Genomic DNA, 14946 nt, shown 5'->3' on the forward strand with positions numbered 1-14946 from the left:
GTCAGCCGCGCGTCATGTCCGCCGCGATCGCGTTCAGTGCGAAGGCGATGGTGCGTTCCGAAACGTCGAAGCTGATGCGGATGTCGCGCTGGCTGAGTTCGGTCACGCGGCCGCTGATCGATCCTGCATCGGGATGGATGAGCTCTACCTGGCTTCCGAGAGCGGGTGGGTTGCCGGTTTCGAGCCGGGCGCCGCTGCCCGAAATATCGCGCAGAGCGACCATCTGGGACAGGCCGTCGGCACGAAGTTCGCATAGCCGCCGGCGGCGCCATCGGCTCGCCATCGCCACCGGCCGGTCGACCCGCCGCCAAAAGCTCATTCTACGCTACCCGCTTCATATCAGGGGCGGTTATCCCCCATATTCCCGAAAATAGCGTTAATGGCCGTTAGACAGTTCCGCTCTCAGGGCGCGACCGGGAAGCATGCGGAGCCGGCGGTCTTGACCGCTGCACACGCCTGGGCCGCTGCGGCGCGCGTGGCGAGGGGGCCTGCCTGCAGCCGCGTGAAGTTACCCGCGGCGCTGTAGCTAGGACTGAGCGCCTTGAGCGCCGGGGCGCGGGCCACCAGTCCGCCCCACGCGCTCTTCGCGCCATCGGGGCTGGAGAAGGCGCCAAGCTGGATCTTCCAGCCGCCACCCGCCGACGCGACGATCGGCGCGGCAGGCTTGGGGGCGGAAGCGGCGGGGGGCGGGGCGATTGGCTTGGCCCCCGCGACCTTGGCAGGTGTCGTGGCCGGGGCTTTCCAGGGCTGGTTGTTACCCGCTGCGGCGGCGGCAGCCGGAGATGCGGCGGGAGGCGTGGCGGGTGGTGCGGTGTTGGGCTCCGCGCTGGCCTGCGGCGTGCGCGTGCTGCGCATCGTCAGCGGCATGCCCGGGCCGGGAGCGTCCGTGGCGCGCAGCGCGGCGGTCCGTTCCATCTCCCGGGCGAGGGCGAGGCCGGCGGCGCGCTGCTGCTCGGGAATGAGCTGATCCATCTGTGTCAGGCTCGTCTTGGCCGCCCCGATTCCGGCGGCATTGGCGCGGGTCATCAGCGCATAGGCGCGCGCCCAGTCCTTGGGCAGGGAATCACCGTTGAAATAGGCGGTTCCGACGACATATTGCGCGCGGGCTTCGCCCTGATCGGCGGCTTTCTTCAGCCAGATCATGGCCTCGTCACGTTGCCCGCTCTGGAACAGCTGGAGCCCGAGCGTAGCCTGCGCCTGTTCATGGCCGGCGGCGGCGGCCTTGCGGTACCAGTCGAGCGCGACGGCGCTGTCCGCGGTCACGCCGCGGCCCAGCTTGTAGGCCTGTCCCAGATTGAACTGCGCATCGGGGTCGCCCGCGGCGGCCGGCCCGCGCCATTCGGCCACCGCCTTGGGGAAATCGCCCGCCGTCCAGGCTTTGACGCCTTCCTCGACGCCGGCCAGCACGGGTGACGCACTCGCCAGTGCGAACAGCGCTCCGCCCAAGAACAAGCTTCTCATACTCAACCGCCCCCAAAGTCCTGGCATGGTTTTGCCGATTGATAGCGCGTTAGCGCGGATTGGCGAAAGTCCAATCTGAATCACATGATAACAGCCGTTGTTAACCATTGCTTAGCAGCGCGTATGGCACGCCCGCGAAATGAAGGCGCGGTTTCGCGCATAATGGAGCGGCGACATGATATCACGCTGGATCGGAGTGGCGGGCACGGCGCTGCTGGCGGCGGCCCCCGCCTGGGCTGCCTCCGACCAGTCTGCGCAGCCGGCGACACGACGGGTCGCGTCGCTCACGGCATCGGCTTGGGCCGCGCTTGGCAAGGGTGATGCCGTCAAGGCGGTCCAGGACGCGGAGGCCGCCGCGCTGTTGTCGCCGCGCGACGCCGAAAACCGGCTGTTGCTCGGCCGGGCCTATCTGGCGGCGGGACGCTTTGCGTCTGCGGACACCGCGTTCCGCGATGCGCTGACGCTCGATCCTGCGCTGACGCGCGCGTCGATCAGCCGCGCGCTTGCCCAGATCGCGTTGGGGCAGGAAGCCGCCGCGCGTGCTTCGCTCATGGCGGCGGAGGGGCATGCCGCTGATGCCGATATCGGTCTCGCGCTGGTGCTGCTGGGCGATGGAGACAATGCTCTCGCGCGCTTGAACGCGGCGGCGCGAAGCCAGGGTGCGGATGCGCGCACGCGCCAGAATCTCGGTCTCGCTTATGCGCTGCAAGGCCGCTGGAGCGAGGCGGTGGCGATAGCGGAACAGGATGTTCCCGCCGATATGATGCCACAACGCCTGCGCCGCTGGACCACGATCGCGCAGCTGAATGCCGACCGGGCGATGCAGGTCGGGGCGATCCTCGGTGTCACGCCGGCCGTCGATCAGGGGCAACCCGAGGCTCTGGCGCTTGCCGCCCCCGCCGCAGCGCCGGATGCGCCGGCCGTGCTTGCCGCAGCGTCCGAGCCGGTTGCACCGGCCATGCTGGTGGCTCCGGTCGTACATGCCGAGAGCGGCGCGGTCGTGACGACAACGTCCTTCACCCCGCCGGCCCTGGAGGCGCTGGCCGCCAGGCCTGAGTCCGCTGTCGTTCAGGCTGGAGCCCAACCGGTTCAGGCCGCCGCCGCCGTCCCGGCAGTTGCGGCATGGGCGGGGCCGCCTCGCATGCGGCAGTCCCGCGTCATCGACGCGTCGTTGCCCCGCTCGCGCAAGGCGGCCAAGCCGGTGATGCTGGTGTCCCATGTCTCGCTGAAACCCGCGCCCGGCAAGGGGGCAGGCAATTGGGCTGTCCAGCTTGGCGCTTTCTCTTCGGAACAACGCACCGAGATCGCCTGGGGCAAGCTCAGCGGCAAGGCGCGCTTTCTCAACGCCTATACGCCGACTGGTTCGGGACTGCGCTGGGGCAAGGCCACGCTGTACCGCTTGTCGGTCAGCGGCCTGCCCACCCGCGCCGAGGCGACCAGCCTGTGCGTGCGGATCAAGGCGAGTGGTGGTAAGTGCTTCGTCCGCAACATGAGCGGCGACCGGCCGATGACCTGGGCGTTACGGAGCCGCGCCGAGCAGCCCGTCTGAGCCGGGCTGCGCTCAGCCGAGCGCCACGCCGCCCTTGATCGTCTTCAGCACCTTGCCTTGAACCGGCAGGCCGTCGAATGGCGTGTTGCCCGCCCGCGACGCCATATGATCCGAATCGATCCGCCACGGCGTATCGGGATCGAACAGCACCAGATCCGCCTCTCCGCCGACGTCCAGCGTGCCGCCGGGAAGCCCGAGCAGCAGCGCGGGCGCTGAGGAGAGCAGGGCAATCAGCCGGGGCAAATCGATCACGCCGTCGCGAACCAGCGCCAGCGACAGGGTGAGCAACGTCTCTGCGCCGGACATGCCCGCTTCGGCATCGGCGAAGGGCAGGCGCTTGGCCTCGGGGCCCTGCGGATCATGGCTCGAGCAGATCAGGTCGATCGTGCCGTCGGCGAGCGCTGCCAGCGCGGCCTGACGATCATCCTCTGCGCGTAGCGGCGGCGACAGCCGGGCGAAGGTGCGGAAGCCGCCGATGGCAACGTCGGAGAGCAACAGATGCGCCGGGCTGATCCCGCAGCTGACCGGCAGGCCGCGCCTCTTGGCGTCGCGGACCAGGTCGAAGGCGCGCGCGGTCGACAACTGACGGAAATGGAGGCGCGCGCCGCTCTGTTCGGCAAGCATGATGTCGCGCGCAACCGCCATCGCCTCGGCGGCGGCAGGGGCGGCGGGCAGGCCCATGCGGGTGGCATATTCGCCCTCGGTCGCGACCGCGCCTGCCGTAAGTCCGCTGTCCTCGGCATGGCTGATCACCGGCAGACCAAGCGAATGCGCATAGGACAGCAACCGGTGCATCACCCCCGAATCGGCGATCCAGTCCCGCCCGGTGGCGACCGCGCAGGCGCCGCCTGCCTTCATCAGGCCGATCTCGGCGAGTTCTTCGCCGCGCAGCCCCTTGGTCGCGGCGGCGAGCGGGTGGATCCAGACATCGGGCTTGCCTGCGGCGGCGGCGCGCTGGACCAGCGCGGCATGATCGAGCGGCGGCGACTGATCGGGCATCAGCACCGCGCGGGTGATGCCGCCCGCAGTGAAGGCGGGCATGTCGATCGCGAAGATGCCGAGGTCTATCAGCCCAGGGGCGAGATGCGCGCCCTTGGCGTCAATCGTCTCGATATCGGCGGGCAGGTCGAATGCGCCCGTCGCCGCGATATGGCGGTCGCGGATCAGGACGCCGCCGTTCGAGACCGTTCCCGCGACCGGATCGACCAGCTTCGCGTTGAGGATGGCGAGCGGCGCGGTCATGCCCAGCCCTCCACGCCGCGGCGTCGGCGGGTCAGCACGTCGAGGCAGGCCATGCGCACTGCGACGCCCATCTCGACCTGCTCGGTGATCGCCGATCGGGTAGGGTGATCGGCGACGCTGCTGGTGATTTCGACGCCCCGGTTCATCGGCCCCGGATGCATCACCAGCGCGTCGGGCGCGGCGCGCTCCAGCCGTTCGGGGGTGAGCCCGTAGAGCGCATGATATTCGCGCGGAGAGGGGAGATAGGCCCCGTCCATCCGTTCATTCTGGAGACGGAGCATCATCACCACGTCGGCGCCGTCGAGGCCCGCGTCGAAATCGGTGAAGGGTATCGCGCCCAACCGGTCGATCGCGGCGGGCATCAGCGTCGGCGGGGCGACCACGCGAACTTCGGCCCCCAGCGCGGTGAGTGCCAGGATGTTCGAGCGCGCGACCCGGCTGTGCAGTACATCGCCGCAGATCGCGACCGTCAGTCCGCCGATCTTCCCCTTGCGGCGGCGGATCGTCAGCGCGTCGAGCAGCGCTTGTGTGGGGTGTTCGTGCCGCCCGTCGCCCGCGTTGAGCACCGGGCAATCGACCTTGTCGGCGATCAACTGCACCGCGCCGGAGGACTGGTGGCGGATCACGATCATGTCGGCGCGCATCGCGTTGAGCGTGACTGCGGTGTCGATCAGCGTCTCGCCCTTCTTCACGCTCGACTGGCCGACCGCCATGTTGACGACGTCGGCGCCCAGCCGCTTGCCCGCGATCTCGAACGACAGCAGCGTGCGCGTCGAGTTCTCGAAGAAGGCGTTGATCAGGGTCAGGCCCGACAGCCGGCCGTCATGTTTGGTGGTGGCGCGGTTCAGCGTGATCCACTGCTCGGCTTCGTCGAGCAGGAACAGGATTTCGTGCGGCTGAAGTCCGTAGATGCCCGTGAGGTGGCGGTGCGGAAATGATGAAGACATTAAAGCCGCGCTGTAGACCGGTGTTGCGGTAAGCTCAACCGCTCAAATCATCGCGTCGATCGCGCCCTGCAAAATATAAGCGGCCGCCAGCTTGTCGACGAGTTCGGCGCGGCGGGCGCGGCTCGCGTCGGCGTCGATCAGGGTGCGGGTGACCGCGGCGGTCGACCAGCGCTCGTCCCACAGCAGGATCGGCAGGCCGATTCCCTCGACATTACGGGCGAAGGCGCGGACCGATTGCGTGCGCGGGCTGTCGCTGCCGTCGAGGTTCAGCGGCAGGCCGATCACCATCCCCTTCGCCGATTGCGCCGTCAGCAAGGCGCGCAATTTTGCTGCATCGACGCTGAACTTGGCGCGCATGATCGTCTCGGCCGGGCTCGCGATCGTCCAGCCGGCGTCGCACAGCGCTACCCCGATCGTCCTGGTGCCGACGTCGAGCCCGGCGAGCCGCCCGCGATCGGGCAGCGCGTCGCGAAAATCCAGGGTGGAGGTGCAGATCACTGGGTCAGAAAGGCCTTTGCACGGGCTTCGGCATCAGCGCGGATATTGCCCCAGAACATCGCATAGTCGAACACATGATAATTATTGCCCGGCATCACATAGCTGTCGAAGCCCTTGGGCGGGCCGCCGATCAGCAGCAGCCCGGACGGATCACAGCGCGCAGCGATCGCGCCTTTCTTCAGCTCCGCGCCCATGAAGTCGGGACGCGGCATGAGCGAGCCGAGATTGGCGGCGGGCAGGGCGGCGGTGCCGGGCGCTCCGGTAAGCGGGTTGACGCAGAGCATTGTGGTGCCCTTGCGGCTCTTGCCGGTCAGGCCGGGTGTTTGTTCGAACAATTCGCGGATCATGCGCGGTTCGGCGGGTTCTGCGAAGCTTTGCCATGACAGGATACAGCCCGGCTGCCCTGGCGCGGTGCAGGCGGGCAGGCCGAGCGCGGGGATGTCGGCCTCGACCGAGATCGGCCAGCCGACCAGATAGGCGGCGACGATCCGCTTTGCGGTCGGCGTGCCGGCAATCCGTTCCTTCATCAGGCGCATCAAATGAACGCTGCCCTGGCTGTGCCCGGCGAGAATGATCGGTCGCGACGCCGGAGTCTGGGCGAGGAAGACGTCGAACGCGCGGCTGATGTCGCCATAAGCGAGATCGAGCGCCCGCGCCGAATCGGGCGCCGCGGTCAGGAAGGCGCCGAGCGCCGCCGAGCGGTAGCGCGGGGCCCAGATCATTGCGGTGCTGTTGAAGGCGCTCGCCTCGCTCCACCCGAAGACCCGCAGCCAGCGGCGCGATTCCTCATTATCGAGCGGTGCGTTCCAGCTTGCCTTGGCGTAATAGGTGGTCGGCGGCACATAGAAGACCGCGATGTCGGGCCGCGTTGCCGCGCTATGCCCCGGCGGCGCCCAGCGCGACGGATCGTCGGACAGGTCGGGCCGCGACAGCCATGCTCCGGCCTTGCTGTAGTCGGGAGAGGGGCCCGCCGCCGAAGCCGAGAACCGGCCGTTGGGAACGAAGGCAAAGCGCAGAAGCTGATCCTGGAACAGCGTCCAGCCAATACCGGCGGCCAGTGTCAGCACGATCAACCCCGCGATCAGGTAGAGGAAACGGCGAGCGAGCAATTCGGGCTCCGATGGTGCAGTGCAACATGAAATAGGCGGTCGGGCAAGTGCGTAGCGGGCAATCGCGCGTGCGTCCAACCCATCCGGCGCTCAGATGTCTGCTTGAAGCAAAGACCGCCGGATGCTAGCCGCCCGGCCATGTCAGTCGATGCCGCTACCGTCCGCAAGATCGCGAGCCTGGCCCGCATCGCCGTCACCGACGGCGATGTCGAAGCGATGGTTCCCGAACTCAACAACATCCTGGGCTGGATCGAGCAGCTGGGTGAGGTGAACACCGATGGTGTCGCCCCGCTTGCCGCCGTCATCCCCAATCATCAGCGCCTGCGCGAGGATGTCGTCACCGACGGCAATATCCGCGACAAGGTGCTGGCGAATGCGCCACAGGCCGAGCATGGCTTCTTCGCGGTGCCGAAGGTGATCGAATAATGGCTGAAATCACCGATCTGGGCATTGCGGGAATCCGCGACGGTTTCCGCGCGGGCGAATTCACCGCACGTGAGGTGGCGGAAGCGTTCAACGGCGCGGTGGCGTCGGCGAAAGCGCTCAATGCCTTCATCATCGAGACGCCCGATCATGCGCTGGCCGCGGCCGACGCCGCCGACAAGGCGCGCGCAGCGGGTGATCTGCGGCCGCTGTCGGGCGTTCCGCTGGGCATCAAGGACCTGTTCTGCACCGAGGGCTATCAGACGACGGCGGCGAGCGGCATCCTCGGCGGCTTCACCCCGACCTATGAATCGACCGTGACCGGCAAGCTGTTCGCAGCGGGCGCGGGCATGCTCGGCAAGCTCAACCTCGACCAGTTCGCGATGGGCTCGTCGAACGAGACCAGCGCCTTCGGCAATGTCGTCTCGCCGTGGCGGCGCAACAACGGCGGCAACGCGGCGCTGGCGCCGGGCGGCTCGTCGGGCGGTTCCTCCTCGGCGATCGCGGCGCGGATCGTACCCGCCGCGACTGGCACCGATACCGGCGGCTCGATCCGCCAGCCCGCCGCCTTCACCGGCATCACCGGCATCAAGCCGACCTATGGCCGCTGCTCGCGCTTCGGCATCGTCGCTTTCGCCTCGTCACTCGATCAGGCCGGGGCGATGGCGCAGGACGTCCGCGACAGCGCGATCCTGCTCGAGGTTATGTCAGGCTTCGATCCGAAGGACTCGACCTCGCTCGACGTCGCGGTGCCGCAGTGGGAGGCTGACCTCTCCAGCGACCTCAAGGGCAAGAAGGTCGGTATCCCCAAGGAATATCGGGTCGACAACATGCCGCCCGAGATCGACGCGCTGTGGCAGAAGGGGATCGACTGGCTCCGCGACGCCGGGGCCGAGATCGTCGACGTATCGCTGCCGCACACGCGCTATGCGCTGCCGACCTATTATATCATCGCCCCCGCCGAGGCCTCGTCGAACCTCGCCCGCTACGATGGCGTACGCTACGGCCTGCGCGACCTGCCCGAGGGCGCCAACCTTCAGGACATGTACGCTGCGACCCGCGCGGCAGGCTTCGGGCCCGAGGTCAAGCGCCGCATCCTGATCGGCACCTATGTGCTGTCGGCGGGCTTTTACGACGCCTATTACACCAAAGCGCAGAAAGTCCGCGCGCTGATCGCCCGCGACTTCGAGGAGGTGTTCAAGCAGGTCGACATATTGCTGACGCCGACCGCGCCGTCGGCGGCCTTCGCGCTGGGTGAAAAGAGCGCCGATCCGCTGGAGATGTATCTGAACGACGTCTTCACCGTGCCCGCGAGCCTCGCCGGTGTGCCGGCCATGTCGGTTCCCGCCGGGCTCGACAGCAAGGGCCTGCCGCTGGGCCTGCAGATCATCGGCCGCCCGCTAGACGAGCAGGGCGTGCTGAACGCCGGTCTGGCGATCGAGGAGCGCGCGGGCTTCACTGCCAAGCCGCAGAACTGGTGGGCGAAATGAGCAGCTATCGTATCCAGGGCGCCACGGGCGAATGGGAGGTCGTGATCGGCCTCGAGGTCCATGCGCAGGTCGTGTCGAAGGCCAAGCTTTTCTCGGGCGCTTCGGCGACCTTCGGGGCCGAGCCCAACGCCAATGTGTCGCTGATCGACGCCGCGATGCCGGGCATGCTCCCCGTCCCGAACAAGGAGTGCATTCGCCAGGCGGTGAAGACCGGCATGGCGCTGGGCGCGGAAATCCACCGCTGGTCGCGCTTCGATCGCAAGAACTACTTCTACGCCGATCTGCCGCAGGGCTATCAGATCTCCCAGCTCTACCATCCCCTGGTGGGCGAGGGCGCGATCGAGATCGACGCCGATGAGAAGGCCGGCATCGCCGAACCCAAGACGATCGGCATCGAACGGCTTCATGTCGAGCAGGACGCGGGCAAGCTGATGCATGACCAGCACCCGACCCGCTCCTATGTCGATCTTAACCGTTCGGGCGTCGCGCTGATGGAGATTGTCTCCAAGCCGGACATGCGTTCGCCTGCCGAAGCAGGGGCTTATCTCCGGAAGCTACGATCGATTCTTCGCTATGTCGGTTCGTGCGACGGCAATATGGAAGAAGGCTCGATGCGCGCCGACGTCAACGTCTCGGTGCGCAAGGTCGGCGACGAACTCGGCACCCGCACCGAGACCAAGAACGTCAATTCGATCCGCTTCGTGATGGCGGCGATCGAGGGCGAGGCGAACCGCCAGGTCGACGTGCTCGAAGCCGGCGGCAAGATCGTCCAGGAAACCCGCCTCTACGATCCCGATCGCAACGAGACGCGGTCGATGCGCTCCAAGGAGGATGCGCATGACTATCGCTATTTCCCAGATCCGGACCTGCTGCCGCTAGAGCTGAGCGAGGAATTCGTCGCAGCCTGCGCCGCCGAGCTGCCTGAACTACCCGACGCCAAGCGCCGCCGCTATGAGGGTGAATTGGGTCTGCCAGCCTATAATGCCGCGGTGATCACTGCCGATGTCGAGACCGCGCGCTGGTTCGAGGAATTGGTCGCTGCCACCGGCAAGCCGGCGGGCGAGGTTGGCCGTGCCGCCTCGAACTGGCTGATTTCGGACCTGTTTGGCGCGCTCAACCGGCTCGGCAAGGATATCGGCGAAAGCCCGGTCAGTCCGAAACAGGGCGCCGAACTGCTCGGTCTGGTCGCCGACGGCACGCTGTCCGGCACGCTTGCCAAGCAGGTGTTCGAGATCATGCTCGAAACCGGCGACGATCCCGCGAAGATCGTCGAGGAGCGCGGGCTCAAGCAGACCAGCGACACCGGCGCGATCGAAAAGGTGATTGCCGAGATCATGGCCGCCAATGCCGACAAGGTCGAAGAATATCGCGGCGGCAAGGACAAGCTGTTCGGCTTCTTCGTCGGCCAGACGATGAAGGCGATGCAGGGCAAGGCCAATCCGGGCGTGGTCAACGACCTGCTCAAGAAGGCGCTGGGTTGACCCTCGAAATCGAATGAGGGTGGCGGAGAGGATATCCTGAAAAGGGCGGCCTTGCATCGCCGCGCAGCTTCCCCCATATGCGCCGCGGGAGTCGGGCGGACGGTGCCGTCGCCAACCCGGTCAGGTCCGGAAGGAAGCAGCCGCAACGATTTCGTGTCGGGTCGTTCCGGCTCCCACCTCAGGCATGTCGTCAATTGACCCAGCCCAGCCTGCAATCAGCATCCTTATGCGCTTCCGGTGCTCACGTACCGAAGTACGCTGTGCGACGGTTTTCGAACGTCACTATTTTCAGCTCGGCCTGAGCCAATCTACGATACGCCAACCGCGCCGGCGTGCTGGCCGAAGACCGCGCAAGAATCAAAGACAAGTAGGGCTAGGCTGGCTAAGCTCATGGCGATGTCCGAATCTCCGCAACCTTACCGCGTCCTCGCGCGCAAATATCGGCCGCAGAATTTCGGCGAGCTGATCGGCCAGGATGCGATGGTGACGACGCTGGCCAATGCGATCCGGCGGGACCGGCTGGCCCATGCCTTCCTGCTGACCGGGGTTCGCGGGGTCGGCAAGACCTCGACGGCGCGGCTGATCGCGAAGGCGCTGAACTGCGTCGGCGCGGACGGGCAGGGCGGGCCGACGATCGATCCCTGCGGTGTCTGCGAACCCTGCGTCGCGATCGCCGAGGGTCGGCATATCGACGTGGTCGAGATGGACGCCGCCAGCCACACGGGCATCGACGACATCCGCGAGATCATCGAGGCGGTGCGCTATGCATCGGTCTCGGCGCGCTACAAGATCTACATCATCGACGAAGTCCATATGCTGTCGAAGGCGGCCTTCAACGGACTGCTCAAGACGCTGGAGGAACCGCCGGGCCATGTGAAGTTCCTGTTCGCCACGACCGAGGTGAACAAGGTGCCGATCACCGTGCTGTCGCGCTGCCAGCGGTTCGATCTGCGCCGCATTCCTGCCGACAAGCTCGCCGCGCATTTCACCTCGGTCGTCACGGCCGAGGGCGTCGAGGCCGAGCCCGAGGCGCTCGCGCTGATAGCCCGTGCGGCGGAAGGATCGGCGCGCGACGGCCTGTCGATCCTCGACCAGGCGATCGCCCATGGTTCTGGCCGGGTCGAGGCCGCGCAGGTCCGCGACATGCTGGGCCTGTCCGATCGCGGCGCGATCCGGCGGCTGTTCGGCGACCTGCTGAAGGGCGATGCGACCGCTGTCCTGGCGGGTGTGCGCGGCCAATATGATCTGGGCGTCGAGCCTGCGGCGATGCTGCACGGGCTGCTCGAAACCTGCCATGGCGTCACCCGCGCCAAGGTTGCGGGCACCGATGATCCGGCGCTGTCGGTCGAGGAGCGCGAGGCCTTCGCCATATGGTCGGGCAAGCTCGGCTTCGCGACGCTGCACCGGCTGTGGCAGCTGCTGCTCAAGGGGCATGGCGAAGTGCAGACCGCCGCTATGCCGATCGAGGCGGCGGAAATGGCGCTGCTCCGTGTCGTCCATGCCAGCCAGCTGCCCGATCCCGGCGAACTGGCGCGCAGGCTCGCCTCGGGCGAGATCAGCGTAGGGGCCGCGCCCAGCGCTGCACCCGCTGCCGCTCCGGCTCCGGCACCGGTCGCAGGACCGGCTCTGCAACCGCAGGCGATCGAGCCGGCACCGATCGCGCCGCCGGCTCCCGCCCGAGAGGCTGCGCCATCGCTCCCAGGCAGTATCGAGGCGCTGCACGACCTGCTGAAGCCGCGTTCGGCTTTGCTGGCGCTGCAACTGCACGATCATGGGCGGCTGGTGAAGCTTGACGGGCTGGAGCTCCTGCTCAGCGAGACCGACAAGCTCAAGCCCGATTTCTACAGCAATATGGTCGCCGCGCTGAAGGACATCACCGGCGAGCGCTGGACCGTGCAAGCGGTGTCCGAACCCGGCGCGCCATCGCTGCGCGACCGCGAACTGGCGGAGGCCGACGCCGCCAAGGACGCCATTCTCAATTCGCCGCTGATCAAGGCTGCGCGCGAGGCCTTTCCCGATGCCGAGCTGATCAGCTACAGCGCGCCCGAACCACGGAGTCTCGCATCATGAAAAGCCTCGAGGAAATGATCGCCGCCGCCCAGAACGCGGCGCAGACGATACAGACGCAGATGGAACAGGCGCAGGCCGGGCTCGACAAGATCGAGGTCGAAGGCGCAGCGGGCGGCGGCCTGGTCAAGATCCGCGCGACCGCCAAGGGCCGCATCCTTGGCGTGTCGATCGACGATTCGCTGATGGCGGCGTCGGAAAAGCAGATGCTCGAGGACCTGATCGCCGCTGCGATCAACGACTGCCGCACCAAGGCCGACGCAGCGTCGAACGCCGAGATGCAGAAGCTGACGCAGGGCCTGCCGCTTCCGGCAGGGTTCAAGCTGCCGTTCAGCTGAGGAGAGGCGGGGACCGCCTCACTTCAAACAGCTGTCCAGTCCGTAACGCTGCACCTGACCGATGCGGCGAGCGATCTTGTCGCCATAACGTCGTGTGAAGCCGGTCGGCGCGATCGCGGCGCGTTTCTTGGGAAGGGGCAGGACCGCAGCGATCCTGGCGGCTTCCGCGCGGCTCAGTCGCGAGGCATCATGCTTGAAATAGCGCATCGACCCGGCATTCGCGCCATAGGTGCCGAGCCCGGTTTCGGCGATGTTGAGATAGACTTCCATGATGCGGTGCTTGGGCCACATCAACTCGATCAGCAGGGTGAACCAGGCCTCCAGCCCTTTGCGGAGATAGCCGCCATTCTGCCAGAGAAACGCGTTCTTGGCGGTCTGCTGACTGATCGTCGAGCCGCCGCGGATCCGCCGTTCACCCTGTAGATTGCTCTTGAAAGCTTTCTGCATCGCCTTGAAATCAAAGCCGAAATGGCTGCAGAAATTGCCGTCCTCGGCGGCGATCGCGGCGCGCGCCATATTCGGCGACATCGCGTCGAGCGACATCCAGTCCTTCGTGATGCCGCGCCCATCCACGGCGTTGGCGAGCATCGTCACGGTCACCGGTGGAGGAAGGAAACGGTAGAGGCCGACCCAGACGATCGAGCCGATGACGAAGATGAGCAGTCCCTTGATGATCCAGCGGCTGACGCTGCGCGCAACGGTCTGTTTGGCCATGGAGATGCCGATATCAGGGGTCGGCGCGCAGTATAAGCCCCGTTTCGGTGCGGACTACGGAGAGGCGGGCTGTATCGAGCCCCCTAAGATCGACGGCTTTGATCAGCTTGACGGGCTTGATCGTCCTGCGCGCCGGAACGCGCTCGATCCACAATAGCACCGGGCATCCGTTAGGGGTGACGATGGTTGGCGTGTCGGGGTGGATGACGGGCGGCTTGAAGCCATGCGCCCCACCGATCAGGCGATAGCCCATCTTGAAGACGGGCTCCTCGCGCCGGGCGGCGCTCGATCGGGCGCCGTCGTCGAGCCGCCAGCCCGATGCGGCATAGACGCGTGTTGCCGGACACTCCCGGATCGTACGGGCGATCTTCTTGGCGGCGGTGTGCCAGCCGCCGTGCAGCCCGATGGCGACCAGCGCCACGCCGCTCGACAGGACAGCCACCGCCGCGAGGACGTTCATCCACAGCCGCCGCCGGGCAATCTTCGCGCCGGCGGCCGCCATCAGCGCGGTGACCATCACGGCGATGTCGGCGGTGTTGCTATCGGTTATCAGCCGGCGCTGTGCATCGACCTGGCTGATCGCGACCAGCGCGGCGACGAGCGTGGCGCCGGTCAACACCGCGAAGGCGCTGTCGCTCTTGTCCCAGTTCTCGCGGCCGAGATAACCGCCTGCGAGAGCTATGGGATTATGGAACAACGTGCTGAAGATCAGGCCGAACAGGATGCCGCTCGCGGTCGCGTCCCCCATCTCGATCCAGTTCTGGTAGAGGTCGAAAGTCGCGTTCCAGGCCAGGGCCTGCCAGGAGATCGCGTATACCACCGTCGTCACCGCGATGACGAGCGCGATGAATAGCGAGCGGGCCCAGCGCCGCAGGCCGCGTGCGATAGCCGCCAGCACCGTCGCCATCGCGACCACGCCGCCGAACAGCGCGCCGCCATAATCGAGCGTGATCGACACGATCGTCGCCAGCATCGCGATCAACAGGAGCAGTCCGTCGCGGCTGCTGCGATAATCCTGCTGGACGAAAATGATGTGCCGCGCGAGCATCATCTGGATAGCGAAGGCGGCGAGTTGCCAGAAATCGCCGCGATAGATGCCGAAGGCGGTGATCGTCGCGGGCGCCGACAGCATCAGCAGCAGAAATATCTTGTAGAAGGCCGATTGTTCGGGAAGCCGCCTCCGGAAAAGCCGCGCGGTGAACAGCAGGACGAGCAGCGCGGGCAGGTTCGACAGCAGCCGGGCGATCGGCACCGAGCCGACCCCCGCCATAGACAGCAATGTCGCCCAGGCGTTGAACAGCGGCGGATGGATGTCCTGAATCCAGCGGGCATCGACCAGCGCAGGCAGGCCGCGCGCGGAATCTGACAGATAGAGTGTCCAGAAATCGTCGAGCGACGGGCCGGTGAGCAGCGCCGACGCGACGAGGATGGCGCACACCGCGGCCAGCGCGGCGCGTCCGCCTCTTCCCATCGATCGCGGTGCCCCCCGCGCTGTCATGACCCCCGCCATGCCACGCACCTTAACAGCCTGTGCAACGGCTGTCAGTGTCGGTCGTCACAGCCCTTTGCCGCTGCGATACGAAAAGGGCGCCGCCCGCAGGCGACGCCCCTATGCTTCAGAAGCCGT

The 14946-nt window shown here is 66.9% G+C and carries 14 protein-coding genes and 1 other RNA gene; 7 read left to right on the forward strand and 8 right to left on the reverse strand.

Features of this window, described 5'->3' with window-relative positions:
• Position 1 precedes the first annotated feature (1 nt).
• The gene (locus tag ASE00_RS02780; RefSeq protein ID WP_235538518.1) at positions 2-319 is read right to left on the reverse strand and encodes a PilZ domain-containing protein; all 318 of its coding nucleotides are present in this window, start codon (positions 317-319) and stop codon (positions 2-4) included.
• Positions 320-402: 83 nt separating this feature from the next.
• Positions 403-1461 (reverse strand): SPOR domain-containing protein, encoded by a 1059-nt coding sequence (locus ASE00_RS02785; protein ID WP_056377615.1) that lies wholly within the window; start codon positions 1459-1461, stop codon positions 403-405.
• A gap of 175 nt (positions 1462-1636) precedes the next feature.
• Between ASE00_RS02785 and ASE00_RS02790 the strand changes: the two genes are divergently transcribed.
• Entirely contained in the window at positions 1637-3010 is a 1374-nt protein-coding gene (locus tag ASE00_RS02790) for an SPOR domain-containing protein (protein ID WP_056377617.1), read from the forward strand.
• Between the two features lie 12 nt (positions 3011-3022).
• Here the strand turns inward: ASE00_RS02790 and ASE00_RS02795 are convergent, their stop codons facing one another.
• The 4 genes from ASE00_RS02795 to ASE00_RS02810 are packed head-to-tail and all read right to left on the reverse strand — an operon-like array spanning position 3023 to position 6806.
• Positions 3023-4252, reverse strand: coding sequence for a dihydroorotase (locus ASE00_RS02795; RefSeq protein ID WP_056377619.1), 1230 nt, complete (start codon positions 4250-4252; stop codon positions 3023-3025).
• Complete coding sequence (locus ASE00_RS02800) at positions 4249-5199, reverse strand: aspartate carbamoyltransferase catalytic subunit (protein WP_056377620.1); 951 nt, start codon at positions 5197-5199, stop codon at positions 4249-4251. Before ASE00_RS02800 ends, ASE00_RS02795 begins: the two co-directional genes overlap by 4 nt.
• Positions 5200-5241: 42 nt before the next feature.
• Complete coding sequence (gene ruvX / locus ASE00_RS02805) at positions 5242-5697, reverse strand: Holliday junction resolvase RuvX (protein WP_056377622.1); 456 nt, start codon at positions 5695-5697, stop codon at positions 5242-5244.
• Positions 5694-6806, reverse strand: a complete 1113-nt coding sequence (locus ASE00_RS02810; protein ID WP_056377624.1) for a DUF3089 domain-containing protein — start codon at positions 6804-6806, stop codon at positions 5694-5696. Before ASE00_RS02810 ends, ruvX begins: the two co-directional genes overlap by 4 nt.
• A 138-nt stretch (positions 6807-6944) precedes the next feature.
• On the opposite strand from ASE00_RS02810, the gene gatC reads away from it, so the two are divergent.
• The 6 genes from gatC (at position 6945) to ASE00_RS02835 (ending at position 12605) form a co-directional block, all read left to right on the forward strand.
• Complete coding sequence (gene gatC, locus ASE00_RS02815) at positions 6945-7232, forward strand: Asp-tRNA(Asn)/Glu-tRNA(Gln) amidotransferase subunit GatC (protein WP_056377626.1); 288 nt, start codon at positions 6945-6947, stop codon at positions 7230-7232.
• Complete coding sequence (gatA, locus tag ASE00_RS02820) at positions 7232-8719, forward strand: Asp-tRNA(Asn)/Glu-tRNA(Gln) amidotransferase subunit GatA (protein ID WP_056377628.1); 1488 nt, start codon at positions 7232-7234, stop codon at positions 8717-8719. The genes gatC and gatA overlap by 1 nt, the downstream gene beginning before the upstream one ends.
• The gene (gene gatB / locus ASE00_RS02825) at positions 8716-10200 is read left to right on the forward strand and encodes an Asp-tRNA(Asn)/Glu-tRNA(Gln) amidotransferase subunit GatB (RefSeq protein WP_056377629.1); all 1485 of its coding nucleotides are present in this window, start codon (positions 8716-8718) and stop codon (positions 10198-10200) included. Before gatA ends, gatB begins: the two co-directional genes overlap by 4 nt.
• A gap of 83 nt (positions 10201-10283) precedes the next feature.
• An RNA gene (gene ffs / locus ASE00_RS22770) (signal recognition particle sRNA small type) lies at positions 10284-10381 on the forward strand.
• Positions 10382-10437: 56 nt separating this feature from the next.
• A complete protein-coding gene (locus ASE00_RS02830; protein ID WP_268801334.1) occupies positions 10438-12270 on the forward strand; it encodes a DNA polymerase III subunit gamma/tau in 1833 nt (610 codons plus the stop codon).
• Positions 12267-12605 carry a YbaB/EbfC family nucleoid-associated protein gene (locus tag ASE00_RS02835; RefSeq protein WP_056377631.1) on the forward strand — a complete coding sequence of 113 codons (339 nt, stop codon included), beginning with the start codon at positions 12267-12269 and terminating at the stop codon, positions 12603-12605. The genes ASE00_RS02830 and ASE00_RS02835 overlap by 4 nt, the downstream gene beginning before the upstream one ends.
• 18 nt (positions 12606-12623) lie before the next feature.
• Here ASE00_RS02835 and mtgA read toward each other — a convergent pair whose 3' ends face one another.
• Positions 12624-13319, reverse strand: coding sequence for a monofunctional biosynthetic peptidoglycan transglycosylase (mtgA, locus tag ASE00_RS02840; RefSeq protein WP_056377633.1), 696 nt, complete (start codon positions 13317-13319; stop codon positions 12624-12626).
• Between the two features lie 13 nt (positions 13320-13332).
• Positions 13333-14829 carry a hypothetical protein gene (locus ASE00_RS02845; RefSeq protein WP_056377635.1) on the reverse strand — a complete coding sequence of 499 codons (1497 nt, stop codon included), beginning with the start codon at positions 14827-14829 and terminating at the stop codon, positions 13333-13335.
• Between the last annotated feature and the right edge of the window lie 117 nt (positions 14830-14946).

Origin of the sequence: Sphingomonas sp. Root710, from assembly GCF_001429065.1 — a bacterium.
In the GTDB taxonomy this organism is placed as follows: Bacteria; Pseudomonadota; Alphaproteobacteria; order Sphingomonadales; family Sphingomonadaceae; genus Rhizorhabdus.

What these genes read in the sequence shown, in the direction of transcription:
- ASE00_RS02780 (WP_235538518.1), bottom strand. Translation starts at nt 319, where the DNA reads ATGAGCTTTTGGCGGCGGGTCGACCGGCCGGTGGCGATGGCGAGCCGA.
- ASE00_RS02785 (WP_056377615.1), bottom strand. Translation starts at nt 1,461, where the DNA reads ATGAGAAGCTTGTTCTTGGGCGGAGCGCTGTTCGCACTGGCGAGTGCG.
- ASE00_RS02790 (WP_056377617.1), top strand. Translation starts at nt 1,637, where the DNA reads ATGATATCACGCTGGATCGGAGTGGCGGGCACGGCGCTGCTGGCGGCG.
- ASE00_RS02795 (WP_056377619.1), bottom strand. Translation starts at nt 4,252, where the DNA reads ATGACCGCGCCGCTCGCCATCCTCAACGCGAAGCTGGTCGATCCGGTC.
- ASE00_RS02800 (WP_056377620.1), bottom strand. Translation starts at nt 5,199, where the DNA reads ATGTCTTCATCATTTCCGCACCGCCACCTCACGGGCATCTACGGACTT.
- gatC (WP_056377626.1), top strand. Translation starts at nt 6,945, where the DNA reads ATGTCAGTCGATGCCGCTACCGTCCGCAAGATCGCGAGCCTGGCCCGC.
- gatA (WP_056377628.1), top strand. Translation starts at nt 7,232, where the DNA reads ATGGCTGAAATCACCGATCTGGGCATTGCGGGAATCCGCGACGGTTTC.
- gatB (WP_056377629.1), top strand. Translation starts at nt 8,716, where the DNA reads ATGAGCAGCTATCGTATCCAGGGCGCCACGGGCGAATGGGAGGTCGTG.
- ASE00_RS02835 (WP_056377631.1), top strand. Translation starts at nt 12,267, where the DNA reads ATGAAAAGCCTCGAGGAAATGATCGCCGCCGCCCAGAACGCGGCGCAG.
- mtgA (WP_056377633.1), bottom strand. Translation starts at nt 13,319, where the DNA reads ATGGCCAAACAGACCGTTGCGCGCAGCGTCAGCCGCTGGATCATCAAG.
- ASE00_RS02845 (WP_056377635.1), bottom strand. Translation starts at nt 14,829, where the DNA reads ATGGCGGGGGTCATGACAGCGCGGGGGGCACCGCGATCGATGGGAAGA.